This window comes from Planococcus koreensis (assembly GCF_004761975.1).
GTDB lineage: Bacteria > Bacillota > Bacilli > Bacillales_A > Planococcaceae > Planococcus > Planococcus koreensis.
In genome coordinates this window covers 56,403-82,461 of sequence record NZ_RQII01000060.1, presented here as the reverse complement: position 1 = coordinate 82,461, position 26,059 = coordinate 56,403, and the positions used below count along the sequence as shown (strand labels likewise).

Sequence of the window (26,059 nt, the reverse complement as noted above, 5' to 3'; positions counted from 1 at the left end):
TGATTATGCACTGGGCAGAAGAAGTGGCAAGACAAATTATTGAAAGGCATCCAGAGAAACAAGAATACGTGTGTGCTTCAGGAATCAGTCCATCGGGTTCCGTGCACATCGGAAATTTTAGGGAAGTCGTGACTACGCACTTTGTTGTGCAGGCGTTGTTAGATTTAGGAAAAAAAGTTCGTTTTCTTTTCTCGTGGGACGATTATGATCGTTTCCGAAAAGTGCCGTTAAATGTTCCTGAACACTTTGAACAATTTATCGGGATGCCTTATAGTGAAACACCGGATCCCTGGAACGAACAATCCTCCTACGCCCGCCACTTCGAAGTGGAATTTGAGCGAACCCTGGAACTGTTCGGAATACAGCCTGATTATATTTATCAAAACCAGGAATATCGAAGTGGCCGATACACCAATCAAATCATTCACGCGCTCAACCAGAGAAAAGCGATCTACGATATTCTTGTGAAATACAAAACGAGCGCCCATTCAACTAGGGAGCGGGATGCTTTTTATCCACTGACCGTTTATTGCAAGGAGTGCAGAAAAGACTCCACCACCATTCATTCCTGGTCTTCTGAAACGGAATCTTACTCTTACTCCTGTGCTTGCGGCTTCAAAGACGAGGTTTCGCTCCGTAAGGAACATCGCGCTAAATTAAACTGGAAAGTTGACTGGGCGATGCGTTGGGCAGCCGAACAAGTCGATTTTGAACCCGGTGGCCGAGATCACTCGTCGGCTTCAGGAAGTTATACGGTTTCAAAAGAGATTGCCATGAGGATTTTCGATTACGAAGCACCTATTTATCTGCCTTATGAATTCATTCGGCTTAAAGGGCATTCGAAAAAAATGTCCAGTTCCAGCGGCAACTTGATAACACCTGACGAATTACTAAAAATCTATCCGCCAAGCCTGATTTTGTTTCTCTTCGCCAAACAGAAAACCTCTACTTCTTTTCATATCGGTTTCGATGAAGATGTCATTCGCAATTATTCCGAATTTGAAAGGTACCTTGCGAATTTTGATCGACAGTCGACAGAGATGAAACAAATTCTTAGGTGGAGTGGCGCAATCGGCGAGACCGGAAAAACGCCCGCTTTTGCCCAAATGGCTGCCATAGCTCCTATGACCGACTTTAACCGCCATGTTTTAAAGAGCGTTTTAGATCAGGAGAAATTGGAATATGATGAGATCCCACTCGGACAGCAACTGGACCGCATTGAGTATTGGATTGCCAACTGGTCTCTGGAACGGAAATTCAATATTCGTGCTGCGCCAAATTCCGGCTTCTATCAGCAATTGGACAGCCCCCATAAAAAAACCTTGGGTGAATTTGTAGACTGTTTACAGACAATAGATAATGCTCATGGAAAAGTGCTTGATGCATTTTATGCGGTAACGCGAAGTGCAGATAAAAAACAGACTCAACAATATCAGAAAGAAATGTCTCGCATTCTTTATCAGCTGACACTTACAGAAGATCAAGGGCCACGGATTCCTTTACTGGTTCAAACCGTCGGATTTGATCGTTTTATTTCATTGATTTCATTTGACTAATATTTTAAAAAAGCAAGAGAGAGACGATGCGCTTTAATAAGCCTCTTCTCTCTCTTGCTCTGTAATTCAGCACTAAAAATTCTTGAAACTGGAAATTGATTAAGTTACTAACTTGTGTACACTTTTTCATGCCACAGCTTTAGATTAACTTTAATGGAGCACGTTACTTGGTCCCCTCTATTTTTAAATCCTAGTCGGAAGTACAAAGTTTTCATGAAATTGATTATGTTTGTTTTTCTTTGAAAAAAGGCGAAAGAAAATCCTTCGGCCTGAAAAATTGCTTCCAGCTCATTAAAAATATGCAGGGTCCATTTCTCTAATTCTGTTTCCGAGAAACTTTTGTCTAGAAGAGCATCAATGATAAATATAAGCCTTTCATCTTCGTCATCGACATAGATTCCCTTTTTAAATAAGCATTGTTCCACAGAGTTAAGCGCAACTTTTGACTCCTCGATAGGAAAACACGGATGCCCCACTGCTGACGCCAACATATCAGCACCATGCGCTATACTGTGTGCCCATCCTTTTTCATCTATGTACCCCCTTGTATCTTGTTCGGCGATTAAGTAATCCTGAATTTTCTCGAATACTCCACTAAAAATGCTTTCCGTTAAAAACCTTTTGTTTTTGTCTTTCTCCAAAATAGCCGCTATCACTAAAGAAGAAAAAGAACGTGTAAAGACAGAATCTGCAGTTCTTTCCCCTATGCCTAGAAATAAATGTTCTTGATCCAAGCAAGTTTTTAATACCGACTTTAAACTATGCATACTCAGCATTTCTTCATCTATAAGTCTATGAAATGTACTATAGATTAATTGATCTCTTAATTCAGCGTCTGGTGATCCAATATGTTTTAAAAGCGATGCCATTAGCTGATTTTCACCCTGGCTAACCTCAAGTTTCAGTTCTTCGTTATTCATGCCTTTAAATCGCCAAAGCATTTCTTTTAATTCGTGATTCGCTTTCAAGTTAACGCTCCTCTAAACTTCACTTTAAAAAACTCACTACCTCTGCGAGTTGTTCTGCATCATTTTGATTCCTAATCACATTATCCCAAACTTGCTAGGTGCTATATTTTTCTTATCAAAACTTTTCTGTCAATCTTAAGTACTCCTCAATGGCTTCTCTTAACGATTGTTGAGAATTATTCCAAAATTCACTCATTGAAATATCTGCATCTAAAAATGTTTGTGCCAATTGTTCTACTGTCATTCTTCCGGAATCGCGCAATAGGCTGTCGTATCGCTCTGCAAATCCATTTGGTTCTGCTCGGGCCATTTCATAAATTCCGCTGCTGAATAAATAGCCAATCGTATAGGGAATATTATAGAAAGGGATCTCCGCATCATAAAAATGGCTGATATACATCCACTTATAGAGACCCAAATTTTCAACCTCACCTTCGTAGAAGGCATTTTCAACTTCGCTCAACAAAAATTGTATTTCATCGACTGTTACTAACCCTTCTTTTCTTTTTCGATAAAATTGCTGTTCAAACAGAAACATATTTGGAACCGTTCCAATATACATTAGGCCGTTTTTGATTTTCATTTCAAGAAGAGCAAGTTTTTCTTGTTCATTTGTTGTCTGATTGATTACGGCATCAAGCACAAGGTTTTCCATGAAAGTAGAGGCTGTCTCATCAATGCTTGTACCTTTTTGTTGAGCTAAAGCCGGTTCTCCATGAAGGATGAAATTGTGATAGGCATGCCCTATTTCATGTGCTAAGGTTACTACATCTTGGTAGATCTCTCGGTATGTGAAAAAGATTCGGCTTTCCCCGGCTAATGGCATAGAAGCACAAAAACCACCTTCTGCTTTATCTGCACGATTTTCCATTTCAACCCAGTCCTCAGCGAATACTTTCTCTGCAAACGAGCCTAACTTTGAGTTAAAGCGATTAAACTGCTTAATGATTATGCTTTTTGCCTCGGCATAAGATACTTTTTCTGCAGATGCAAATATGGGCGAAGCCAAATCGAACCAACTTGTTTCCCCGGATCCGGTCAACTTCACCTTTCTTTGAATATAAGCTTGATAGAGGTCTTTGTTCTGGCTGATCGAAGCCAGTACAGCATCTATAGTTGCTTCATTGAGGTCATTTTGTTCAACAGCTTCCTTTAAAATATTTGGCCAGCCGCGTTGTTCGTAAACGTCTAAACGGGATCCTGCAATTCGATTAAGAATGGAAGCAAAAGAGTCAGCTTCGGCTTCACATGTATTGTTAATTCCTTGTGCTGCAAGCTTACGCAAACCCGGATCTTTTGAATGAATTGCATAGTTCATGGCTTGTCCAATAGAAACTTCCGTCTCTATTCCATCCAGCTCAATTGAAACTCTCAACTTTGATAGCATTAATTGTTGCTGCTGTTCCCAGCCTTTTATTCCATTAACCGATAAGTCGCTGATTAGTTTTTCCATTTCCCTTGGCAACCTATCCTTAATTGCCTGTCTCTCTTTATTTAAATAAAAGGAAATCGGTTTAACTGCTTCCAAGTTAATAAATTCATTCCATGTATCTTCCTGTATCGCAGCTAAGAGATGATGCAAATTTATTTTTACAGTGTCCATTATCGCTTTTAGTTCCGCGCTTTTATCCATTAATGTTAATACAGTAGTATCTTTGACATTCTCAGAATGCAAGCACGTCACGAATTCATCCAGCTCTTGCCATTCGATCAAGACAGATTGAAAACGATCCATAATATTGAGAAGTGTTTGGAACTCCTGGTTTTTAAGTTTAGGCTCTTGAGCTTCTAAATCTATGACTAATATATGCAGGTTCTCGACCAAACCATTTATGAGTTGTTTTAGTTTAATAGAACGGGTTCCACCTTCGTATAATGAATCGAGATTCCAGTTTTGCGCTGTTAATGGGTTCAAAGTCAATCTTCTTCCTTTCTTTATGTACTTTGATTAATTCCTATACTCTTAAGCGAATAGATTTATCTAGAAGTAGCTTAAATAAATAAGATTAATAGTATTTCTATTATTAACATTTAAAATCAAACTCGTATAAATTTCGTTTTTCAAGAACCGCATTCCCTTTTCTATATCTTCTACTTCGTTTGAAATCTTAAAGCAGATCCTTAACAAAATGGCTGCACTGGCCATCGTTGAAACTCAGAGTGTAACCTCTGTTCTTATAGAATTCAATTGCGTTATGCCACTCGTTATTCGTTTCCAGAACCAATTGCTGATAGCCGTATTGAATGGCCCACGACTCCAAACAATGAATCATCCGTTTCGCAATACCTGCTCTTCTGTATTCTTTAAGGACGGACATTCGACCCACTCTTCCTACATTTGGTGTTTCAAAGGAAATTGCGCCGGAACAAACAACTCGTCTGTTATAAATGCCAACTAAAAATACAGCCCCTTCTCGCGTATAGCTTTGTATAATGTTTCTCAAATCCGGATTGTAACTGGGATCGATAAATCCAAAACGCTCTTCTAGTCCCTTCAAAACAAGCTCTCTGGCTTCATTTTCGAATTCCTCGGTAATTTGTTGAAACTGTATTTCTTCTTGTATTTTCATCAAACTCAGTTGCTCCACTTCCTCTCATAATTTCAGTTTTACATATGAACAGCCTTTTGACTGCATCCTAGTTTTTATTCAAAACCATTGATTTATTAAAAAACAAAGGCATTTGCTAAACCAGCACTTCTGTTTCTGCATCTTCTTCCAGATAGAATTCAGCTTTCAACGGCTTCATTACGAAGTAAGAAAATACGATAGCGGATCCGAGCATGATGATGGCCAAAGCGGCTATGGTGATCCGCAAGGAAATTAAATCCGACAAGATGCCGATTCCCAATATGAATATTACCTGCAAGCCGCTCTGGATTAATTGAAATATACTGGTGACTCTTCCCATCAGGTGGACTGGGATGTTGTTTTGGTAAAAAGTAGAGATTCCTGCATTCATGAATACATTGAAAAACCCTAAAATCAGGAATCCGACCGTAATGGTCATGAATGACCACGAAAATGCATAAATGACGTAGCCGGCTGCCGTCATCATTACCCCTAGCACAATCATTGCCCTTAATGAGAATCTTGACGAAAAGACGGAAAGCAAAATGCCGCCACTGACTGAGCCGATACCGGTGATACTGATCAAGAGGCTATAATCCACTTCCGACAACCCGATCACCTGTTGCGTAAAAACGACTTCCTGGGCATCCATGGCGAATGAAAAAATCATGACCAGTATGAAGCTTAGGTAAATAAAGGCTATGTATTTGTTTTGGGAAATAAACTCTTTTACTACTGTAAAATCACTCCATACTTGAGCAAAGGTCATCGCTGGAATCGATTCACGGTCAATTGCTTCCTTCTCTGGAAGCCACCCAAGAAGCAGCGCTGCAATCACAAAGAAAATCGCATTTATCCAAAGGGTTGTGTGAACAGACGAAACCAGAAGCAAGGTCCCTCCGATCGCTGGGCCAATGATAAAAGCTCCTGAAGAAGTGACAGAACGGATTGCATTGAAGCGTTTCCGCTTCATTTTAGGGACGAGCATCGTGGTGTAGGTTATTGAAGAAGGCCCGAAAAAGGATTTGGCGATGCTTAAGAGAACCAAGATTGCGTAGATGGCGGCGATAGTAGGTGCCAATGGAATGAGCACAATAAGCCCCGCCCTTAAAAGATAAGTGACCATAATCACCTTTTTCTTGCTGCGGTAATCAATAAAGCTTCCTGTCCAAAACTTCGTCAAGATATTGACAAGCGGCCCGATAATCCAAAGTCCGGCCACAGCCGCTGCAGAACCGGTCATTTGATAAACGATGATATTAATCGCAACCAGGTAAATAAAGTCGCCGATGCTGGCAATACCAAGTGAAGCCAACAATACTGCTGGATTTTTCCACTGCCCTATATTTTCATGCACATCTGATCCCCTGCTTTCGAAAACTGTATAATGTTTTACATTAATTGGCTCTAAACAACTATAACCATATATTAACATTAATTTCACTATTAAAAACAACTAAAAATCACCTCCCTTAAAAGGTAGCTTTGACCAGTAAAAACCGGGCAGCCGGCAAGTACATTCAATGGTGTATACTAAAAGTAAAAAAGGAGGTCCGGAATTGATTATACTCCGCCGGCTTTACCTGCAGGCGACTAGCCTGTCCTGGCTTATACTTACGGCCAGTACAATCATCCTAATTGCATTCAGTACGTTCATGCTGCCGGTAATCGAGCCGTCAACTTTCACCAATTATGCAGATTCATTGTGGTTCACCATGACGACGATCCTCACAGTCGGTTACGGCGACCTTTATCCTTCCACCGGTGCAGGAAGAATTTTTACAGCTGTTTTTCTATACATAATCGGCATCGGATTGTTTGCTTCATTCATCGGAAAAGCGATTGAAAGCCTGTCCTTACATAAGAAACGCGAAGAAAGAGGTGAGTTGATGTTCAAGGGGCAAAATCATATCGTCATCATCGATTGGTCATATAAAGCGGAAAATGCCATTGCGGAGATACTGAAGCAAGATGACCAAATCGAAATCGTGGTGATTGATCGGATTGAAAAAACAAAAGAGTCCAATACAAGAATTCACTATGTCAGAGGAAATGCCACGCACGAAAAAGTACTGCGGCAGGCAAATGTCCAACAGGCGAAAGCGGTCCTGATTTTTGCAGATGACCGGATCGATGATCAGATGCTGACGGATGGAAAATCCCTTCTGATTGCCACTACTGTCGAAAGAATGTCTCCAGATGTATATACGACAGTGGAAGTGGAGCGGGAAGAACATCTCGCAAGTTTCTCACACATAAAAGTGGATAAGTTTATCATGTCCAATGGGACGATAGCGAAGATGGCCGTAAATTCCATCTTTTCTGAAGAGAAATAATCTCGGGGTCTATAATAAGCTTGTTTTAAAAGCCCTTGACAATAAAACCGGTGGAGAAAAAGAAATTCTTTTTCTCCGCCGGTTTTTTTGTATGGGATTAGGTCACGGTCTTCCACTCTGCACTTTTAAAACCACCAAGCAACTTATTTCATGTTGAATAAAGGCACTTAATCTCTCCAGTAATTATTGGCTGCAGCGACTGTTTGAAAATTGATAGCGACGACTTGGGAAGCGAGTATAAGACTATCTGCGTTATTTGCATAAACTGGACGCAATTTTTTACGGACATTTTCATCAGGCTGCGTCAGTCCTACAGCTTTACGTGCTAACTTGATGGCTAAGTTGTACCCTTCCTCAGGTGTATCCGTCTTTAATGTCGGCAACCATGATTCTTGGCTCATCAAATTCCCTCCTTTAATTTCAAGAATAAAAACCGGCTGATCTATTCTTCCGATAGCACAACATATACCGTCATCGATGCGGCTCCTGTATTTTTGATCGAGATTTTTTGCTGCGGATTACAGTGAATGGCATCTCCCTGTTGAATAGCGGAATCGATGTGATCGAGAGAACATATTCCTTCCCCTTCAATAACAAACACAAAGGCATTTTTATGGGGATGCCCATGCTGTGGCATCGCTTGCCCTGGCAGAAAGTTAAACGCGATAGCCTTGCTTTTGGGTTCATTGAAAATAATTTGTTTAGCCATCTTTTCTTCATCGTATGTTTGCAGGTCCTGCAGATTTTTTACCGCCATGATTTTTGCTCCATTCTTCTTCATAAATTTACTGTGTCTGTCTTTTTCAATTTACTTTCCTAATCCACCATCCTGTCACTTCCAAAGAAGTTGCGGAACATTTGAATCGTCGTATCGCGGTTCATAGACGAGATGGACGTTGTCAAAGGGATGCCTTTCGGGCAGGACTCCACACAGTTTTGGGCCATACCGCATTGTTGGATTCCCCCTGGCCCCATCAGTAGATTCAGGCGTTCATCTTTATTCATGGCACCCGTGGGATGCGCATTCATCAAGCGCACCTGTGAAATGGGAGCTGCCCCGATAAAGTCAGTTTTGTCATTGACATTCGGGCATACTTCCAAGCAAACTCCGCATGTCATGCATTTGGACAATTCATACGCCCATTGGCGTTTGCGTTCCGGCATGCGGGGACCTTCGCCAAGATCATGAGTTCCATCAATCGGAATCCAAGCCTTCAATTTTTTCAATGTATCAAACATGGAACTGCGGTCAACGATCAAATCACGGACCACAGGAAATGTTTTCATTGGCTGCAGCCGAATGGGCTGCTCCAGCTGATCGACTAACGCTGTACAGGATTGGCGCGCTTTGCCATTGATGACCATGGAGCATGCCCCGCATACTTCCTCCAGGCAGTTCATATCCCATGAAACCGGCGTCGTTTTTTTACCCTCCATATTCACAGGGTTCCGCCGGATTTCCATCAATGCCGAGATGACATTCATGTTCGGACGATACCCTAATTCGAATTTTTCCCAATAGGAATCTCCATCAGGAGTATCTCGTCGTTCGATTTCCAAAATAACCGTTTTAGCTGCTTCTCCCACAATATATCAATCCCCTCTTTCATGAATATGCGAATAAACATCAAGTACAGATTAAAGAACGCGCCCTAGCCGCGAACGGCTTAAAATTTTATTGAATAAAAATTACTGCAATTTAATGATAACATTTATATCTGAATATTTCGAAAATAAATCCCAAAGCACTTTCGTTAACTTCTTCAATGCGGCAAATTGGCACAAGGCTATTTTGTCCTTACTGCCGCCTCTTCCTTTAATATAGGCCATGACGGCTGCCAAGACCTTGATGTAAATCAAGCAGAATGTATATAAAATCTAATCAAAATGAATTACTGTGTATACCCACTCGGTCAGGCCACTTCGCTTTCCGTGGGCTCAGCTTCAGCCTCCTCGTCACTGACGTGTCTGCGGGGTCTTCAGCCTTCGCTGTCCCACAGGAGTCTTCGTGGCCAGACCGGTTGTTAGCTAGTAGCTCAAATTAAAGAGAGCAACCAACTCATCCACTTTTCGTAAGCAATCTCTCAAGGATTCGAAGCGCAATACGGCGAAGGGCAAATATGTGCTCTTTCATCACTGCGCTAACAAGGTTATGAACGTATTGATTAAATGTCCAGCTTAAACCTAAGCAAGTCGATTTCATTCCCTTTTAGAAGGAGTTTCCTTCTTGCTTGAAGAATAACAAAATTATCCTATTAATAAAGGGCTGTGGTTTTATCATGAAGTACCAAGAAAAAAGTTTCACCCCGGAACTAAAGGCAAAGATACAAGACATGGAATCAGCTTTAAAAGAACACAGTAAAATTTTATTGCAGGAAAACCGTTTCATCTTTGAAGAAAAAAACCTTGAATTTCATGCTAGTCTCGATGTTGATGGCCATAATCATTTCCAGCCAGGATATTGGTCTAGCATAGTTATTGGCGTATCCGAAAAAGCCGTTCCCGATAGCGATCTTATTAACATGCAGCTGATTACAATATGGAAATGCGTACGGACCGTTTTAGGATTAGAGGTTTCAACAAATATACCTGGCAGTAAAATTATTGGAATGTTCGTCGATGAAACCTTGGAAGAACTTAAAGAGGAGTTGAGAGAATATATCGAAGAATTTTTAAGCGAAGAATATTAGGAAGTTCTATGATATTTTTCCCTTACTCTGTTAAATAAGGAGGTTAGACATGGCTCTCTTCTATAAATTCTCTTTTTGGCTGCCGCTTTTAAGTTTCGGGTTAATCACGTTCGAATTGTTTGCGCGTCCTGCGAAATCTCTTGTCTGGACGGTAATCGATCCTGTATTTACATATTTCCATTCACTTTTGCCGGAAACAGCTAACGCACTTTTTATCCTTCTGCCTCTCCATTTTCTTTTAGCGTTGCTCTATGGGTTCGCCATTGATGCCTTGATCAAAAAGGTTAAGGAATCACCGACTAACTTGTAATCCTTGCAGAAGCGTTCCTAAAGGAAGTTACTAATGATTTTTTCTCAAAAACATCTTATCGCTTCCTTTCGCTTCTTTTTTTCTAATTTTACTCGTCCCTTCTTTTATTGCATCCTTTGGCACACCTGCATCTAAAGTGGCCTTGAGTAAATCGCGTTTAGTAAAGATATGTATAGAAGGAGAATTATTCATGACATGCTACCGTTTTTCCACAACTGATCAATATTTCGAGGACTTGGATTTTCACGATTGTTCACTTGTCTCAATACAAGAGTCTTCAAATGAAATAATAATCGAGCTCGACTTTTTTAACCTTTCGGAAAAACATCCCTTGAACCCAGGTGTTAATGCAGTCTCTACTGATTCATGCCTATTAACTTTCCAAGATGTATCCTCAGCTAGTGCAGAACTATACATTGATGTTAACCCCCAGTCCATTGCTGACTACTTAGAGGGAGAAAAGGAATCTAAGCTGGAAACAAAATTCGTCCACATTCCTTATTTAAATAAAATGGAAATTGCATCGTTCAAAGTGGAGAGAAGTGAACATGAAAGTATTTTTAACCTACAAGGGCTTGATTGGAAATCAAGTGAATTATGCGGGTTGATTGTCCAAGCGAAAAGTTTTACATTGGAGTGGAATGAATTTTTAGAGGATGCCTGGTATGTTGGTTTTGAAGAAAGCACAAAACCCAATAATATGTGATAATCACCATCATAACTATAATCATTTTAAAGCTGTTATACAGAGAAACGCCTAACAGGAAATCTGTTAGGCGTTTCTTTTTTTGTAATTCACTTATCCTGATTCGCTTCTTCTGTGTCCCGGACGTTCTTCTGTACAGTAACCACAGCGAACAAGCTCAGAACGAACGAGATGCCATAAAAGCCTTTCTCGCTTAACGTGATGCTTCCCGCGTTGAACAGGCCGATCGCCATGAGCGCAAGCGCCGCAATTAGTGCAAACCAGCTAATGCCGAAATACAGGTTCGTGACACGTATCCCTTCGTCACGGTCCCGCACTGCTTTTTGAAGCGACACTGCAGCGTAAAGCCCGAGAATCAATAAGGTAATATAATAGCCTTTTTCGTTCAATTCCATTGTCGCGTTGTACAACCCTATTAAATATGACGCTACCCCAATCAGCAGGGAACCCCAGGCCGCGCCTTTAAAAGCGCCTGTCGGTTCGCCAAGCCTGCGTTTCTCTACTGGCTTCTTCTCGAATACATCTTCATCTCTCTCACCCAACATACAATTAGCCCCTCTCATTTGCAACGCTTCTTAATCTATAGGCAGGACTTCGTTTACAACCAACTGCAAACTTTTGCGCCCGTTGACCTTCATGGATCGGCAACTAGCCGGCTAGGTTTAAGATGTCTGGATTTTCCGCAGCACTTAAGCTTAGTCGGCTTGGAAAGGCACACCGATTGCCATCGGCTTGCTACCGTATTCTCCCATAGGAACAGTTATATTTTATCATAAGATGCCTGTCTAAATAACTACTTATTCGACAGAATTTTTAAATAAAATCCACTCTTTTTGGAGATTCCAAACTTCCACCCATCTTGAACTGGTTAGAATACTCGTTGTTTGTCTGCTTTTATTGTTTTATATCCATATATAGTTCCTGACTGTCTAAACTGCCTTGCTAATTTCAGCATCTTTACATGTCCAATAATACCTCAAATAAAAATGATCATTTTGCACGGGAATTAAAAAACCCAAATGAGCCACTTCTTAAAAGTGTCTGCCATTTGGGTTTCAGTCCAATTCGGGCAGTCCGATTTTTCGCCGATTAATTCAAACTGAACTTTGTTTAAGCTCTCGTTTATCTTGATAAAGTCCGATGGCCACACCTGCAACCGTTCCGAGCGTACTCATGATAACAATATAGTTCAAGTCGATGCCGTTCCAGAACTGCCCTTCCATTAATCCAGCCAGGAAGACGATTGCGGTGAGAACAACTCCTGCAATCAAACTTATCAGAATGAAAAATCCAAGCTCTTTCTTGCCATGCAAAATCAGTCCCATAAATGTACCGTAAACTGTCGCTGCAGTGACGAAGAAAATAACATTCGGCATGATGTCGCCAATTGGAAGAAGCGAGGAAGCTTCTCCAATCCCGAATCCCACCAAGAACGCCACCACCAGGCCAATCATGCTCAAGCCAACGTTTTTCAGCAAGTTTTTTCGATAGCCAAGCAACACCAGGAACAGAAAACTCCCGACTCCCCCCGTTACAACTGTGATAAACAACCCTGGCGGAAGCAATAAACTGGATCCTAGACTGCTGATGAGAAAAACAAGCAACCCGACAACCAACCCAAATATCCACTTCATCCGAAAACCTCCTCCTACTTATTTATGCCAAATCTCCTTTTTCTCTCTATTACTCTATACCCTTATTACTAGAAAATTCTTTCTTATTTATTGAAGAATTTCAGGCTCATTCTTTTAGCGGCAACTTTGTTTTGCCTTCTGCATAATCGGAATACATCGTACCGATCATATCCACATCGGAACAAGTTCCATCACTGCAACTGAAAAGATAAGCCTGCTTGTCTGTCTTTACAACTACGACATAATTGTAGGGCTCACTGCCACCTTTACTTCGATCTACGCCTGCCGTGATTGAGTAGACAGTCTCCTTTCCCGCTAATCGCTGATATTCGTCAGTTTCCAGCATCATTTGAGTCATTTCGCCAATAATAACGTCATCATTTTCGTTTGGCGTAGACAGGGAAAGCCAATATTTTTCTGCAACAAGATAAACGTTGGCGCAAAGGCTTGCTGCTAATATCCACATCAGCCTTTTTTTCTATGATTCTTCCCCCTTCTTAACTGGCTTGCTTTCACTTATTTCATTTTTATAATGATTTTCCCTTTCGCTTTTCCCTTCTCCAAATACGCCAAAGCTTTTTGAGCATCTTCAAAACTGAAAACCGTATCAATAACAGGCTTGATCTTTTCTGCTTCCAGCAGTTTTGTCAGCACCTGCAGCTGCTCGCCACTAGGCTTCATAAAAAGGAACGTGTACTGGACATTGTTTTTTCTCGCCAATTTCATCAGTTTTGCACTGGCTAACGAAAACAAGATTTTCTTAACGATCCCTAATCCATTTTCTTCCGCAAACCGGCCCGTAGGCGTTCCAGAAACTGAAACAAGACGGCCTTCTTCTTTCAAAATTGCAAATGATTTTTCTAAGCTTGCTCCCCCGATGGTATCCAATACAGCGTCATATTCATGCAAAACATCTTCAAACTTTTCTTCTTTGTAATTGATCACTCGATCGGCCCCAAGCGTTTTCACTAAAAGGCTTCCATCGCTCGCCGTTGTTGCAACCGTTGCTCCCATGGATTTTGCAAGTTGGATTGCAAAAGTTCCTACTCCACCAGACCCCGCATGAATGAGCACTTTTTCTCCCGCTTTTATCTGGAGAATGTCATGCAATGCTTGATAAGACGTTAATCCAACCAAGGGAATGGCTGCGGCTTCTTCGAAAGTCAGGTTTGCTGGTTTCATAGCGATATCATCTTCATGGACAGCCAGATATTCGGCGAAAGTGCCGATTTTTTCAGCTCACGGACGCCCATATACTTCGTCGCCCACTTTAAACTTAGTCGCTTTATTCCCCAATTTAATGACTTTTCCTGCAAAGTCGTTGCCCAAAGTCAAAGGCATCTTATAGTCAAGAAGCAATTTCAGCTCGCCATTCCGGATCTTTGTATCAAGCGGATTCAAACTTGCTGCATGTATTTCAACCAGCACTTCAAAATCTATTGCTTCTGGAGTCGGCCGTTCCGTAAAAATAGGGTCTGCTTTATACTTTTCAATCATCAATGCTTTCATCCTAAATCCTCCACTTCTTGGATTAAAAATTTTCCTAAGCTTATTCAGTCTGGAAACTTGTTGCCGTGCGGTTCAATATTTAAGGATGCTAATTCTAGAATGAAAATTCTAAAATAGGTAAAAAGAAATTCAATTCAGCACGGAAAGTGTTAGATCGACAATGCTTTCAAGTTCTTCTTTTGTATAATTGGTTTTTATCAATACCCTTAGTCCAAGCAGGTTATTGTGCAAAAAACGGGACATGGCATCCGGATCGATTTCCTTTGATAACTCGCCGCTTGTTTGTCCCTTCATTATTAGATAGCGAAATACACGTTCTGTTTTTTTAAACAGTTCAGTTGAAATCTGAGCTATTTCTTTATCCAATAGGGATAATTCAACAGCTGCATTGACAGCCAAACAACCTTTTGGGTAATACTCCGCTGTATTTAAGGTGAATGAAAAAACTTCCCTTATGGCCTCTTTACTTGGTCCACCAGCATTCATCAACTTTACCAGATCATTTGTCAACATCTCTTCATAATAAGCCAAAGACATCAAAAACAATGCTCGTTTGTCGCCAAACGTATCATAGATGCTTCTGCGATGAATTCCCATATGGTCCACCAAATCTTGCAGCGACGTTTTTTCGTACCCTTGTTTCCAAAAAAGCTCCATCGCTTTTTTCAATACTTCTTTTTCGTCAAAAGCTTTATGTCTGCCCATTTTTCTCTCCCCCGGCACCTTGTTTGATTGAAATTACGAAGTATAAATTATTCAAACACTTTCTAGAACATTCATTCTAAATAGGGTAAAAATTAATTGATTCTGATTTAATAATAGCTCATTCTAGAACGATTAGTAAAGAATTCGAACTGTGTAATTTAAGGCAATACAAAAAGCAGCTTATGGGAAACGATTTGATGTCCCCCACAACTTCTTTCTTGGATTTTTTCAATAAGTTACATTCGTTTTAGTAAGAGAGGACTTATCATTTTTCCAATTAATGTAACTATCACGCCTTTCTCACGTCTAAATAAAAAGTCAGGTGTTCATTATTCTTTAAAGAGAAGGAGAAACGATCGTATGAAAAAAACATCGGTTATTATATTAATTTTATTATTGAGTGGATGCAGAGAACAAGGAGAAAATACTGAAACAGCAGAACAGACAACTCATGAAGTAAATGGAACCATAACAGAAATAATTCAAGATAAAATTCTTTTGGAATTATCACAAGAGCTACAGGAAAACGAGAAAGAAATATTGGTTGTTGTTAACGATGAAACCAGCATTCTAAATCTTCAAGAAACTAAACTAAATCGAGATAGTTTGCGTCCACAAGATGAGGTGAGAGTTACTTTAAGAGATTCGTGTGCAGATACTATACCAAGAACTTGTTATGCAAAAGAAATATTTTTAGATAAAGAAAACTGAGGTTTGACCGCACTTTGAATTTCACAAAAAACAAGAGAAGAAGCGCTGTCGGCTTCTTCTCTTTAAAAGTTTTACATGGGTTCAGTCTTACAGTTGATTCAGCAAACTAACCCATACATCTAACCAGAAATTCAATTTTTTTATTTCAATAATTGCATAACCTGTTCTTGCGTAGGAAGCGAAGAAATCGCCCCTTTTCCTGTAGTAGTCAGCGCTCCGCTGGCATTTGCGAATGTCAGTATATCTTGATGATGTTCACTTAATAAGAGCTCTAAATTTCCTGGTTCTGCATCCATATTCAAGAGCTGATAGATGAAGCCACCGATGAACGCATCTCCTGCGCCCGTTGTGTCCTCTACTTTCACAGCATATCCCGCGGCTGAATATGTTTTATTGTGCACGTAGAGATCTGCGCCTTTCGCGGCTTTTGTCAGCACCACTGCTTTTACATCCCCCGTAAACAAAGATGCAATGGCTTTTTGTTCTTCCGCTATGCCCGTTATGAACTCCAGTTCATCATCAGCGACTTTGACAAGATGCGCCATTGGAATAAATTCCAGAATCGTCTTCCGGCATTCCTGCGGGTCGTCCCAAAGCGGCAGGCGCACATTGGGATCAAAACTGATGATCCCGCCGCGCAATTTGGCTGCTTGGATCGCTTTCACATGTGCTTTTTTCATCGGGCTCTCGACTAAATCCACCGAACAAAAATGCAATACATCCCCTTGATTGAACCACTCGGCATTTATTTCCGAATCCCTAAGCAGCAGGTCTGCAGATGGATCCCGGTAGAACGAGAAGTCGCGTTCTCCATTTTCGCGCAAGGAGACAAAGGCGAGGCCGGTTTTCGCCTCTTTTGTTCTGAATACCTTATCTATGCCCACACCGGCCTCTATAAGCTGCTCCAAAAGAAAATCACCAAAGGCATCTTCCCCTAATTTGGTGATCAGCGAAGCCTTTCCGCCAAACTTTGCAACCGCAGCTGCCACATTTGCCGGTGCACCGCCCGGGACTCGCGTAAACGAAACGACATCTTTCAATGCCACTCCTTTTTCATTCGGAATAAAGTCTATTAATAGTTCGCCAATGGAAATCAGATTTCCCATTTCAGCACACCTCCTTATTCATACCTTGCGCTGTTTTATAATCCCACTTCACCGCTTTAAACGATGCAGACCCACCTGTTGCAAAAAAGCGGATTTCCTGGCTTTTGCCGTCCGGGAAAATCCGGGAGCTAAACACTTCTTCTCCATCGTTCACAAAAATCTCCACCGATGAAGAATCGACGAACAAATGGAATTTGTACACATCGCCATCGATGTGGCATTTCCTGACCGTTCCAAATGTACTGCCGATCACTTGGCCCGATTGTGTGCGGTCAAGTATGACTTTCTCCTGGATCGCATCATACGTGATCACCGTTTTTTCATTTCCATCCGCCCGGAATTCTATCCCGTATTCCAAGGCATTACCTTGTTCGAACTCACACACCAGTTCATAGGTGTCACCAGAAAATCCTTCAACCACTTTCTTTTCATTTGAAAGGATATCCGCTGCTTCGACTTTCTTTTTGCGCAGCGATTGAAGTTCGGGAACAGGTTTTTGGATCAGCTTCCCATCGTCGACCGACAATTCCCGAGGAATCGTCAAACAATGCGCCCATCCATTAATATCGGTCGGGTACTCGATTTCAGGCAATCCCATCCAGCCGACCAATAGGCGTCTGCCTTTCGGATCTTGCATCGTATGGGGCGCATAAAAATCAAAGCCTCTGTCCAGTTCGATGAAATTCCCGTGGATCAATTCTTTTCGCTCCAAATCGATTTTCTTGCCCATCACATAACCTGCTTGGTAAATATTTTGATAAAGATCCCCTTCAGGTTTCAGTCCTTGTGGAGAGAAAATCAGGACGCCTTGATTTTCAATTTCAAAATAATCCGGACATTCCCACATGAATCCGAAGGAATCCAATTCTGTATCCAGTTCCCCTTCAAATTTCCAGTCCAGCAGATTAGGTGAACTTAATAAACACACGGTCCCTGTTTTATCCGTTCGTTGCGCTCCGATCACTGCGTAAAAACGGTCTCCCTCTCTCCACACTTTCGGATCGCGAAAATGCTCCGTATACCCCGCTGGGACATTATCCAGAACGGATTTTTCCAATTTCGTGATTTTCCCCTCAGCATCCATAATGGCGATGCATTGGTGGGGATGTCTTTCAAAATGCTCATCCCGCGTATTGCCCGTGTACAATAAATAGATTTTCCCTTCGTGTTCCACAGCACTTCCCGAATACGCCCCGTGGCTGTCAAAATAATTGTCCGGTTGGATGGCGATCCCGACATTTTTCCAGTTCACAAGATCTGCGGACTTCGTATGGTACCAATATTTCAAGCCGTGGACCGGCCCTAACGGATGCCATTGATAAAACAGATGGTATTCCCCGTTGTAGTAACAGAAGCCGTTCGGATCATTGAGAAGCCCGGAAACCGGTTGAATATGAAACGTTTGCCGCCACAAACAGCTATTGACCTTTGAAATCAATGAATCGATCTCTTGCTGGCTGACTTGATCGAGCCGGATGTATTTTTTCTCACGCTGCAGTTCCATTTTTTAGTCTGCTCCTTTTAATAAAAGCAAAATCTTACGGTATAACACGTTACCAAAACCTTGAATATCGCTCAACTCCTTTCTCCCTAGAAAAAGCCCTTTTTGGAAGCGGTTCCAAAAAGGGCTTTAAATTCGCTTGTCTTCTTGTCACCTGTGATTCTTCAATCAAGACAACTGAAATACATCGAAAAGAATAACTTTTCTTGCTCTACACTGCTGGTGTGGATTTGCCAAAGCAAGTGAAGCCGATGACAACTTTGTTGACGGACTAATGGAGCTATAATCCGATTTTTCAGATTCGAAATATCACGATGAGGCTCTTCAGACTCCTACTTGCTCATACCTAATTATATCATGGGAATAACGAAATCTACTTGCCGAACAACTTGGAAAAATGTGCTTTTTATAGTCGGGAAAGCCTCAAATGGACAGCCTGAATTCTTAACTTGCCGGCATCTTAGCTTGTTAATCGGCTGCTCCTCGGATAAGATTTCTTCCAATCTTTAAAAGGATTGATTGAATAATAGCGTTATTTTGCTACAATGATTTTCTCCGCGAATTCCTTATCTGAAGCTGCTGCTTTAGTCCACACGCTCACATGATCGCCTACTATTAATTCATTTATAAACGTCTTTTCTCCCTCTACCTTCGTCTCTTTGTCGATGAATACTTCATATGCAGGATAGGAAGCTTCTGGGTCGGCAGCGGGCGGGCCAATCATCATCTTTCCATTGTCAATTTCAAGAATCCGTAATTTTACATATTCAGGAGCCTTGTTTGCATCTTGAGAAGAGATATTTTTCTCTTCATACTGCATATCCTAATTTATTTTTGAGCAATGAAGTACAGATGCTTATCAGCAGCTTTGATTTCCGTTATTCTTCTCGGTTGTAAAACGAATATACGGTTCTCAAAATATATGAACAGAATCTTTACACAGGATTCTTGGAGTTAAATTCTTTTGTATAGAGCTTAAAGTGCATATAGTAAATGATCCAAGAAAAAAGCGATAAAGAGAACATAAAGCCAGCAATTATGATGTTCCTTGCCAGACTTTCAGTTTCATCGTGGTATATTTCAAAACTTAAATGGACAAGAGAAAGAAAAAATAGAACAGTATACCCAATTGCGGCATAATTTTTAGGTTTTGATGGATCTGTCTTTGGTCTTTTTTTAAACATATTGGCTCCTTTAATCCAGAAAATCGGAAGTGGAACTCGATTTAATTCTGAAGGTTTTTATTTAAGAAAGTCGAGTGGAATGTTTCGTAATTGCACATAAATCATACTCACTTTATTTCAAATTCAGGCTCATGCTTACGGTCCTCGTTTTGAAACCTACGTTCTCATAGATTCTGACCGCTGGATTGTCAGCTTTCGCGCTTAGACGGACTTCTGCATATCCTTCCTGCCGGAAATGCATGATTGCTGCTTTCATCAATTCTTTTGAAAATCCCTGGCCCCGGTAATCTTTGAGAATATATATTTCGTAAATGAAGCCGATTGCCTCGTCCGTAAATTGATCTTTTGTTGTTCCCAAAAGAAGCCATCCAACGATTTTCTCTTCGTCTATCGCAACCAAATAGAAGCCCCCTTTCTCCAGTAAAGGGTTAACCATGCTATCAATCTTCGAATGAGAAGGCCTTGCTTCTCCAAGCGTCCCGTCAAAGACAGCTTGTGGTGATAAAGATACAATTGTTTTCAAGTCATTGTTTTCTGCTTTTCTAATGTTCATATCTTGTATATTCCCCTTTATCTTCCAATGGATTAATTTTACCATTGTATTTCTTTAAGGATATAAGTTAAACAAATATTTGCTGCAAAAATAATTGATCGTATAAGCACATTTTTCAGACAAGAAAGGGAGAGAAACGGAGCTGCAAACAGCCCTTTCTCTCCCTTTATGTTCAACCCGTTTATGATTCATACTCTTATAGTACATCCCATTTTTTAAGTGCATCATGAATCCGAATCTTAACGGTGTATTCGGCCAAGCCCAAATGCACAGCGATTTCTTTATTCGAGATGCCTTGGATCAATTTCATTACCAAAATATCACGGTCTAATGCGCCTAACTCACTCAGCAGTTTCAAGAGTTCGAACCGGTTTTCTCGTGCTGCCATCAGCTCCTCTTCCATAGACAAGGTGCTGCTTGTTTCCATATTCCCATATCTCATTTCAAGCTTCACCCGCCTTTTTCATTGCCACTGATTTTCACTTTTATAGGGTTGGCAAGTTCTGATCCGCCTCAAGTTCTTTCATTATCAGGAAACAGCATTGCGCATCAAACGATGTCTTTTCGGAATTCACGTCTCCATATCCATCCAAAGCTTATAAAGATGATTCCAAATAAAACAAGATAAGCTGCGGGTACGAGCATTTGCGGTAGATAAAGGATGATGATATCGCGGATTAAGTACATCGTAACTCCTGCAATCATGATGAACAGGACGACAATCTGAATGCCGATCAGTACGATTGCATTCGGTACAATGGTTGAAATAGCCATCGACAGTACTCCAAGCAACATTGCAACGACGAAAATCGCAGTGACCGATAAGACAATATACTGGAAGAAAGTCATGTCATACCAATAATCGTACCAACCGAACGACGACAATGGCGTTGCAAAATGGGAAGCCGTTCCATTCGTCCAATAGAGACCCATATAAATCGCCAGGAGCAAAACCGTCAAAATTGCCGTACTGCATAAACCGGCCAGCCACTTTGCCCGATAGACGCCTCTTCCAACTTTGGCTGTATATTGGATCGGCAGCATTCCGGCGCGGTAGTCCCGCAGAAAAACCGGCGACATTAGAATAGTGATGCTAATCAGGATAATGATGGCCATATATGTCTTGTAGTTAAGAAAATTGTCAAGCACCGTACTGGAATAGAAAGCAAATCGTTCTTCTGCTAACTGCTGTTCATAATGCTGCTGGCGTGCTCCGTCCGTCCTTTCAATCTGTGCTTTTATGGCACTGTCCCGCGCTTCAAAATTTTCGATCAGCAATTCCCAGGCCTGCAGTTCCCAAAGGAAATCCTGGCCGCTCTCGAACATCAAATCCGAATAATATGCTGAAAGTTCCGGATCGGCTGTATCCATAGCCTGGAATTCTTTGTAACCAGTAATTCCTAGCACCTGTGCATTGTCTTCTTTTTCAAAGAAAGCATTGGCCGCTGTTACCCGGTCGGTGTACAGGGCTTTTATTTCCAATAATTCATTTTCATCGATTCTTGCGCCGTATTCCGGAATCAGCTGCTGTTCAATCCGAAAGAGATCCGTTGCTGGCCGGCCGTTTGGAAAATGCTCGAGTTCGAACTCCAAGCGCAGGTAGAACAACAAAACGTTGACCACGGCAATCAGCAACAATAGTTTCCATGAAAAAATCTTTTTCATTTCCATTCCAAACAAACGCATTCTCCTATACCACATCCTTTATCAAAAATCTTCGTATTCCCAAACCACTTCCCAGCAGCGCAATCAGCAGCCATAAAAGAATCGTCCACAATTCAAAGAACTGAATCATGCTGAATGTAGTGCCCCCATTAAAATACATATGAGGATTCAGCAGCACCATTGTGATGTTCAGGCTGGCAATGAACTGCAGCACCGGATAAGCCGTTAAAAACGAAGGCAGTAAAAAAATCGCAACGAGCATAGCGATACAGAGTATCCAGCTAAAATAACTATTTTTCACGTAAAGACTGATGGCGAATGCCAACATAGCGACAATCAGGACAACAGCCAATTCTGTCAGAAGCGCTAAGATAAGGAATTGCCAAACAGTCAATGGCCACCAGGTGATATAAGGAAGCTTATACTCCCAATTCAGCCCGCTGCTGATCGGCGTCTGCCAAACACTCGAGTAATCATATGTAAGAAAAAAGATTCCAAGTGAAAAACCTGCCAACAAAATGAAAATCAGCAAACTGACACCCATCGCCGCTGAGAATTTATGCCAGATCAGCTTGCGCCCTTTTTTCGTCGTATAGACCGTGGATTGTGTTCGCTGCTCCACTTCGTAATTCGCGATGAGCGCAGTCACCAACACAACTAGCAGCACACTTTGGACGGCGATGTTTTTCACCAGTGAACGGAACAGCTCACTGTGCATGCGGTATTGGCCCGCAAAAAACCATTCTTTGTATTCTGCCGTTTCCACAATTTCTTCGTACCGATCCTTCCACTTGGTGAATTGGTTTCCCATAAATCCAGCTAACCACCCTTGCATCTGCGAGGCCTCGAACAAATCTTCTCGTAGTTCGTCCATATCGATTGACGTGTAACGAGATTCAAGTTCTGCCCCTAATGAATAGTAGGTATAATTCAAGCTTATTTGATCGATTGCCTGTTGCTGGAAGACATCCTCCTGCTCGTATTTTTCAAACGTCATCGCTTCCAAATAGTCCTGGACTTCTTCTTCCGTCCCCAATTTCTTTGCATCTTGATCAAGCGCATCCTTCATCTGCTGCAAACTGGCGTTGGTGAGCGTTCTGCCATATAAAAAGGTGATATCATTCACGACCTTCAATTCTTCTTTCGCTAAAGACTGGCCGATCACTTGAAACCCATTAAATGCAATAAACAACACGAGTAAAATGACAATGACCGGAGAGGTGATCGCTTTTTTCATTTCATGCCAGGTTATTAGCATCCCATCACCTGACACTGCTTTCATTGGCATATTCGATCAGAAAAACGTCTTCCAGTTGAGGAACGGCCGGCGTCCACTCTGCTTCTTGCTGTTCAGGGGCGTAAAAGCGCACCAGCATATGCCCTTGCTCCTGTTTTTCCTCGAGTGTCAGGTACTGCTTCCGGAAATCTGCAAAATCCTCGAATGGCATTGCCACTTCGTAAATCTTCCCTTGCAAGCTGCGGCAAATCGCTGCACTATCTCCTTTGTACAAAAGCGTCTGATCTCGTATCATGATGATTTCATTGGCAATCGATTCAATATCTGAGACGATGTGCGTTGAAATCAGGATGATGCGCTCGCGCGCCAGATCCGAGAGCAAATGGCGGAAACGGGCGCGTTCTTTCGGATCGAGCCCGGCTGTCGGTTCATCCAAAATCAAGATTTTCGGATCCCCCAGCAATGCCTGGGCGATGCCGACGCGTTGAATCATGCCGCCTGAAAACTTCCGCATCTTTTTCTTTTTCACTTCACCAAGTGCCACCATTTCCAATACTTCGTCAATGCGCTGATCCACTTTGTCTTTTTCCAAGCCTTTTAAAGCCGCCAAATAGCGCAGATATTTCTGGGGCGTATAATGCTTGTAGTATCCGAAGTGCTGCGGCAAATAACCGATCAGTTCCCGGTAAGATTCTCCAAGTGCTTCGATGGGTTTGCCGTTGTAAAGGATTTCACCGGAAGTCGGTTTTATTAACGTAACGAGCATTTTGATGAGTGTGGTTTTTCCAGCTCCGTTTGGCGCCAGCAACCCATAAATTCCGTTTTCAAATTGAAGGTTCATCCCTTCAAGCGCTTTAAAATTCCCATAATCTTTGCTCACGTTGCTGATTGTCAGCATGTCCATAACCCCTCCTGCTTTCGTGTAAATGCTTTTTTGAATGTATAGAAAAACAAACCGGCCAACATGAGCAGGATTCCCCCATAAACCACGAGCGGAAGATGAAAAATCACTTGCAAATAGGCCTCTTTCATAGCGAATAACCAAGCGCTATTGATAGCCAGCCATCCGGCCGTAAAAATTACTGAGCGGCGCAAGACATTGCCACGGGCGATAAACCACAGCAGACCCGACGAAAAACCGAAAAGGCCAGTTAACGTAATGAACCAGATCCGTAAAAAATCCACCTCGAAATTCATGGCAGCAATGAAGGACCCCGTCATATTCAAGAACAGCGATATGCCGCTGAAGACAAGCATCCGCACAGCCATCACTTGAAAAATTGTGAATTTCGTGGTCATTTCGAGTTCGAGTGTCTGCTTCTCCAACTTTTCATAAAAGGCATAAGCGATCAGAAACACCAGGGATAGAGGCGACACCAGAAACGCATAGCCGTAAATGGATGGTGAGGTCGTTTGATTGGCTGAAGCCGTAAACCATAAGCCGTAAATGCTAAGTACCAACAACAGGCTCGTAAAAATGATTTCGCTGCGGTTCGGGAAAAGATGCCCCCATCCCACCTGGGTCTTAAATTCTTGTATTTCTTTAAAAAACCAGCTCTTTTCGGGAAAGGCTTTCTGCACAATAAGAGCAGCTTGCCGCTCTATTTCCTGTTCATCCGGATACGGGATGTCCCATTTATCCTTTGCCATGTCGCTTCTCCTCCATTTCCTTTCGTATAAAGCGGATTGTTTTATAATACTTCGTTTTAATGGTCGATTCCGGTAATTGCAGCGTGACGGCTATTTCAGCAAAAGTTTGATCGAGATACAATTTATAGCGCACGATGTGCTGCGCTGTATGGTCACAAAGCGCCAAGCTCGCTTGCAGTTCCTGGACCTGTTCCTTCTGTGTAATCTGCTGCAGGATGTTTTCAGCGCTTTCTAGGTCTTCTTCTATGTAACCGGTCTTAACTGACGTCCGGTAGCTTTTCGAACGAAAATAATCGACGCAATGATTGCTGGCAATCCGATAAAGCCACGTACGAAAAGATGCTTTTCGTGCATCAAAGCCCGAGATGGACTGCAGCATCCGAACAAATATTTCCTGTGTCAGATCAAGTGATGTTTGTTCATCGATCACTTGCTTGTAGACGAATGCAAAAACCTCTTTATAATAATGCTTCACCAACTGGTTTGCGCTGTCCTCATGCGCGGAACGCTGCACGCGCCGAATCCATCGCTTCTCTAATTCCACTTTCCCCTCACATCACTTTCATCTCTTCATACATATATTCGTATAATTGGCAGAAATAGTTTTAATTTTTATATATTAATTTTATTATAAGGAAATTAAGCCCTCTCATGGAGAAATTTAGTAACTTTATATACAATGATCGGTTGTATGTATTCCATAAAAAAAGAAGCCATAAATGGCTCCTTTTCTTGCTGAAATGTGAGGGTGTCTTAACTATTTTACAATCGAGCTACATCAGGGAGAAAACAACTTCCATCGCCCTTCAGAAATAACTTCGACCGCTCCGTCGATCACTTTAATAGCGGTTTGATCATCAATCGCATAAGCTGGCCCCTGTATTCCGGCAGCCCATTTCTCTGCGTTAGCCATGGTGTTTTCCGGCAGCTCCTCATTCTCCAGATGCGGAAAGATGGCGAAATCGACCAGCTTCATCGCTTCATCACTTCCGTCGGGTGGAGTCCAGCCAATAAAGTCTTCCCCGATGCGAGGTGCCATCACCATACTTCCTGCACTCATTCCCACATAAACTGCATTCAGCGACGGCAAGAGTTCAGCCAGCCCGGATTGCTGCATCCAATGTGCCAGGTAGAGGGCATCGCCGCCCGCCACCAACAGGACGTCCGTCTCCCGGATTAGCGGAACCCACCGGTCTTGGTCGATGCTCGGCAGCGCTGTAAGCTCGAGCACGCCGACCGACTTCCAACCCAGGCCAACCATGGGGTTCTCGGAATTCCCGCTGATGAACTCCCAAGTTTTGATGCCGGGGCCGACCCAAGGATGTCCATACATTGCAGTAGGGATGCATAAAGCAGTGGAGTCGGCGATTGGCTTATCTAACATTTCAACCAGCGCATTTTCTATGCTTTTGTTCGTGACGCCTGCGGATGTGAGCAAAAATTTCATAAGTTCAACTCCTTTTCCTAG

The 26,059-nt window shown here is 41.9% G+C and carries 28 protein-coding genes and 1 pseudogene; 6 read left to right on the top strand and 23 right to left on the bottom strand.

Annotated features, from left to right (window positions below; translation table 11 throughout):
* Positions 1-5: 5 nt before the first annotated feature.
* The gene (gene lysS, locus EGV91_RS14465; RefSeq protein WP_135504877.1) at positions 6-1,556 is read left to right on the top strand and encodes a lysine--tRNA ligase; all 1,551 of its coding nucleotides are present in this window, start codon (positions 6-8) and stop codon (positions 1,554-1,556) included.
* Between the two features lie 107 nt (positions 1,557-1,663).
* Here lysS and EGV91_RS14460 read toward each other — a convergent pair whose 3' ends face one another.
* The 4 genes from EGV91_RS14460 to EGV91_RS14445 all read right to left on the bottom strand — a co-directional run bounded on the left by EGV91_RS14460 (position 1,664) and on the right by EGV91_RS14445 (position 6,451).
* The gene (locus tag EGV91_RS14460) at positions 1,664-2,524 is read right to left on the bottom strand and encodes a DUF2785 domain-containing protein (protein WP_135504875.1); all 861 of its coding nucleotides are present in this window, start codon (positions 2,522-2,524) and stop codon (positions 1,664-1,666) included.
* Positions 2,525-2,639: 115 nt separating this feature from the next.
* Complete coding sequence (locus EGV91_RS14455) at positions 2,640-4,439, bottom strand: M3 family oligoendopeptidase (protein WP_175580323.1); 1,800 nt, start codon at positions 4,437-4,439, stop codon at positions 2,640-2,642.
* 193 nt (positions 4,440-4,632) lie between these two features.
* The gene (locus EGV91_RS14450; RefSeq protein WP_135504920.1) at positions 4,633-5,094 is read right to left on the bottom strand and encodes a GNAT family N-acetyltransferase; all 462 of its coding nucleotides are present in this window, start codon (positions 5,092-5,094) and stop codon (positions 4,633-4,635) included.
* A gap of 115 nt (positions 5,095-5,209) precedes the next feature.
* Positions 5,210-6,451: an MFS transporter gene (locus tag EGV91_RS14445; protein ID WP_241666198.1), complete on the bottom strand. Its 1,242-nt coding sequence runs from the start codon at positions 6,449-6,451 to the stop codon at positions 5,210-5,212.
* Positions 6,452-6,653: 202 nt separating this feature from the next.
* Between EGV91_RS14445 and EGV91_RS14440 the strand changes: the two genes are divergently transcribed.
* Positions 6,654-7,430 carry an ion channel gene (locus EGV91_RS14440; RefSeq protein ID WP_158290625.1) on the top strand — a complete coding sequence of 259 codons (777 nt, stop codon included), beginning with the start codon at positions 6,654-6,656 and terminating at the stop codon, positions 7,428-7,430.
* A 167-nt stretch (positions 7,431-7,597) separates the two neighbouring features.
* Here EGV91_RS14440 and EGV91_RS14435 read toward each other — a convergent pair whose 3' ends face one another.
* Genes EGV91_RS14435 through sdhB form a run of 3 tightly spaced genes read right to left on the bottom strand, consistent with a single transcriptional unit; the run spans position 7,598 to position 9,017 of the window.
* Positions 7,598-7,831, bottom strand: coding sequence for a hexameric tyrosine-coordinated heme protein (locus tag EGV91_RS14435; protein WP_135504871.1), 234 nt, complete (start codon positions 7,829-7,831; stop codon positions 7,598-7,600).
* Positions 7,832-7,872: 41 nt separating this feature from the next.
* On the bottom strand, positions 7,873-8,187 hold the full coding sequence (locus tag EGV91_RS14430) for a cupin domain-containing protein (protein WP_158290624.1): 315 nt from the start codon (positions 8,185-8,187) through the stop codon (positions 7,873-7,875).
* Positions 8,188-8,246: 59 nt separating this feature from the next.
* Positions 8,247-9,017: a succinate dehydrogenase iron-sulfur subunit gene (gene sdhB, locus EGV91_RS14425; protein WP_175580322.1), complete on the bottom strand. Its 771-nt coding sequence runs from the start codon at positions 9,015-9,017 to the stop codon at positions 8,247-8,249.
* A gap of 644 nt (positions 9,018-9,661) precedes the next feature.
* Between sdhB and EGV91_RS14420 the strand changes: the two genes are divergently transcribed.
* The 3 genes from EGV91_RS14420 to EGV91_RS14410 all read left to right on the top strand — a co-directional run bounded on the left by EGV91_RS14420 (position 9,662) and on the right by EGV91_RS14410 (position 11,136).
* Entirely contained in the window at positions 9,662-10,120 is a 459-nt protein-coding gene (locus EGV91_RS14420; protein ID WP_135504865.1) for a hypothetical protein, read from the top strand.
* A gap of 49 nt (positions 10,121-10,169) precedes the next feature.
* Positions 10,170-10,430 (top strand): hypothetical protein, encoded by a 261-nt coding sequence (locus EGV91_RS14415; RefSeq protein ID WP_135504864.1) that lies wholly within the window; start codon positions 10,170-10,172, stop codon positions 10,428-10,430.
* 190 nt (positions 10,431-10,620) lie between these two features.
* Positions 10,621-11,136 (top strand): hypothetical protein, encoded by a 516-nt coding sequence (locus tag EGV91_RS14410; RefSeq protein ID WP_135504862.1) that lies wholly within the window; start codon positions 10,621-10,623, stop codon positions 11,134-11,136.
* Between the two features lie 89 nt (positions 11,137-11,225).
* Here EGV91_RS14410 and yiaA read toward each other — a convergent pair whose 3' ends face one another.
* The 5 genes and pseudogenes from yiaA to EGV91_RS14385 all read right to left on the bottom strand — a co-directional run bounded on the left by yiaA (position 11,226) and on the right by EGV91_RS14385 (position 14,984).
* Positions 11,226-11,681, bottom strand: coding sequence for an inner membrane protein YiaA (gene yiaA / locus EGV91_RS14405; protein ID WP_135504860.1), 456 nt, complete (start codon positions 11,679-11,681; stop codon positions 11,226-11,228).
* Positions 11,682-12,230: 549 nt separating this feature from the next.
* Entirely contained in the window at positions 12,231-12,770 is a 540-nt protein-coding gene (locus tag EGV91_RS14400; protein WP_135504858.1) for a hypothetical protein, read from the bottom strand.
* Positions 12,771-12,876: 106 nt separating this feature from the next.
* Positions 12,877-13,236 carry a hypothetical protein gene (locus EGV91_RS14395; RefSeq protein ID WP_135504856.1) on the bottom strand — a complete coding sequence of 120 codons (360 nt, stop codon included), beginning with the start codon at positions 13,234-13,236 and terminating at the stop codon, positions 12,877-12,879.
* Positions 13,237-13,286: 50 nt separating this feature from the next.
* Positions 13,287-14,279: pseudogene (locus tag EGV91_RS14390) on the bottom strand (NADP-dependent oxidoreductase).
* Positions 14,280-14,408: 129 nt separating this feature from the next.
* Positions 14,409-14,984 carry a TetR/AcrR family transcriptional regulator gene (locus EGV91_RS14385; protein ID WP_135504854.1) on the bottom strand — a complete coding sequence of 192 codons (576 nt, stop codon included), beginning with the start codon at positions 14,982-14,984 and terminating at the stop codon, positions 14,409-14,411.
* A gap of 360 nt (positions 14,985-15,344) precedes the next feature.
* Between EGV91_RS14385 and EGV91_RS14380 the strand changes: the two genes are divergently transcribed.
* Positions 15,345-15,695: a hypothetical protein gene (locus tag EGV91_RS14380; protein ID WP_135504852.1), complete on the top strand. Its 351-nt coding sequence runs from the start codon at positions 15,345-15,347 to the stop codon at positions 15,693-15,695.
* A 140-nt stretch (positions 15,696-15,835) separates the two neighbouring features.
* On the opposite strand, the gene EGV91_RS14375 is transcribed toward EGV91_RS14380, so the two are convergent.
* The 11 genes from EGV91_RS14375 to EGV91_RS14325 all read right to left on the bottom strand — a co-directional run bounded on the left by EGV91_RS14375 (position 15,836) and on the right by EGV91_RS14325 (position 26,038).
* Entirely contained in the window at positions 15,836-16,801 is a 966-nt protein-coding gene (locus tag EGV91_RS14375) for a carbohydrate kinase family protein (RefSeq protein WP_135504850.1), read from the bottom strand.
* A 1-nt stretch (position 16,802) separates the two neighbouring features.
* Positions 16,803-18,305 (bottom strand): glycoside hydrolase family 32 protein, encoded by a 1,503-nt coding sequence (locus tag EGV91_RS14370; protein ID WP_135504848.1) that lies wholly within the window; start codon positions 18,303-18,305, stop codon positions 16,803-16,805.
* 529 nt (positions 18,306-18,834) lie between these two features.
* Complete coding sequence (locus tag EGV91_RS14365) at positions 18,835-19,122, bottom strand: hypothetical protein (protein WP_135504846.1); 288 nt, start codon at positions 19,120-19,122, stop codon at positions 18,835-18,837.
* 476 nt (positions 19,123-19,598) lie between these two features.
* Positions 19,599-20,084, bottom strand: a complete 486-nt coding sequence (locus EGV91_RS14360) for a GNAT family N-acetyltransferase (protein WP_241666197.1) — start codon at positions 20,082-20,084, stop codon at positions 19,599-19,601.
* Between the two features lie 151 nt (positions 20,085-20,235).
* On the bottom strand, positions 20,236-20,481 hold the full coding sequence (locus EGV91_RS14355) for an RNA polymerase sigma factor (protein ID WP_135504844.1): 246 nt from the start codon (positions 20,479-20,481) through the stop codon (positions 20,236-20,238).
* Positions 20,482-20,588: 107 nt separating this feature from the next.
* Positions 20,589-21,719, bottom strand: a complete 1,131-nt coding sequence (locus tag EGV91_RS14350) for a hypothetical protein (RefSeq protein WP_135504842.1) — start codon at positions 21,717-21,719, stop codon at positions 20,589-20,591.
* Positions 21,720-21,729: 10 nt separating this feature from the next.
* Positions 21,730-22,962 carry a hypothetical protein gene (locus EGV91_RS14345; RefSeq protein WP_135504840.1) on the bottom strand — a complete coding sequence of 411 codons (1,233 nt, stop codon included), beginning with the start codon at positions 22,960-22,962 and terminating at the stop codon, positions 21,730-21,732.
* 4 nt (positions 22,963-22,966) lie between these two features.
* Entirely contained in the window at positions 22,967-23,845 is an 879-nt protein-coding gene (locus EGV91_RS14340) for an ABC transporter ATP-binding protein (RefSeq protein ID WP_241666196.1), read from the bottom strand.
* Positions 23,833-24,591 carry a hypothetical protein gene (locus EGV91_RS14335; RefSeq protein ID WP_135504838.1) on the bottom strand — a complete coding sequence of 253 codons (759 nt, stop codon included), beginning with the start codon at positions 24,589-24,591 and terminating at the stop codon, positions 23,833-23,835. The genes EGV91_RS14340 and EGV91_RS14335 overlap by 13 nt, the downstream gene beginning before the upstream one ends.
* Positions 24,578-25,135 (bottom strand): RNA polymerase sigma factor, encoded by a 558-nt coding sequence (locus EGV91_RS14330; protein WP_135504836.1) that lies wholly within the window; start codon positions 25,133-25,135, stop codon positions 24,578-24,580. The genes EGV91_RS14335 and EGV91_RS14330 overlap by 14 nt, the downstream gene beginning before the upstream one ends.
* A 234-nt stretch (positions 25,136-25,369) precedes the next feature.
* Positions 25,370-26,038 carry a Type 1 glutamine amidotransferase-like domain-containing protein gene (locus EGV91_RS14325; protein ID WP_135504834.1) on the bottom strand — a complete coding sequence of 223 codons (669 nt, stop codon included), beginning with the start codon at positions 26,036-26,038 and terminating at the stop codon, positions 25,370-25,372.
* Positions 26,039-26,059: the final 21 nt, after the last annotated feature.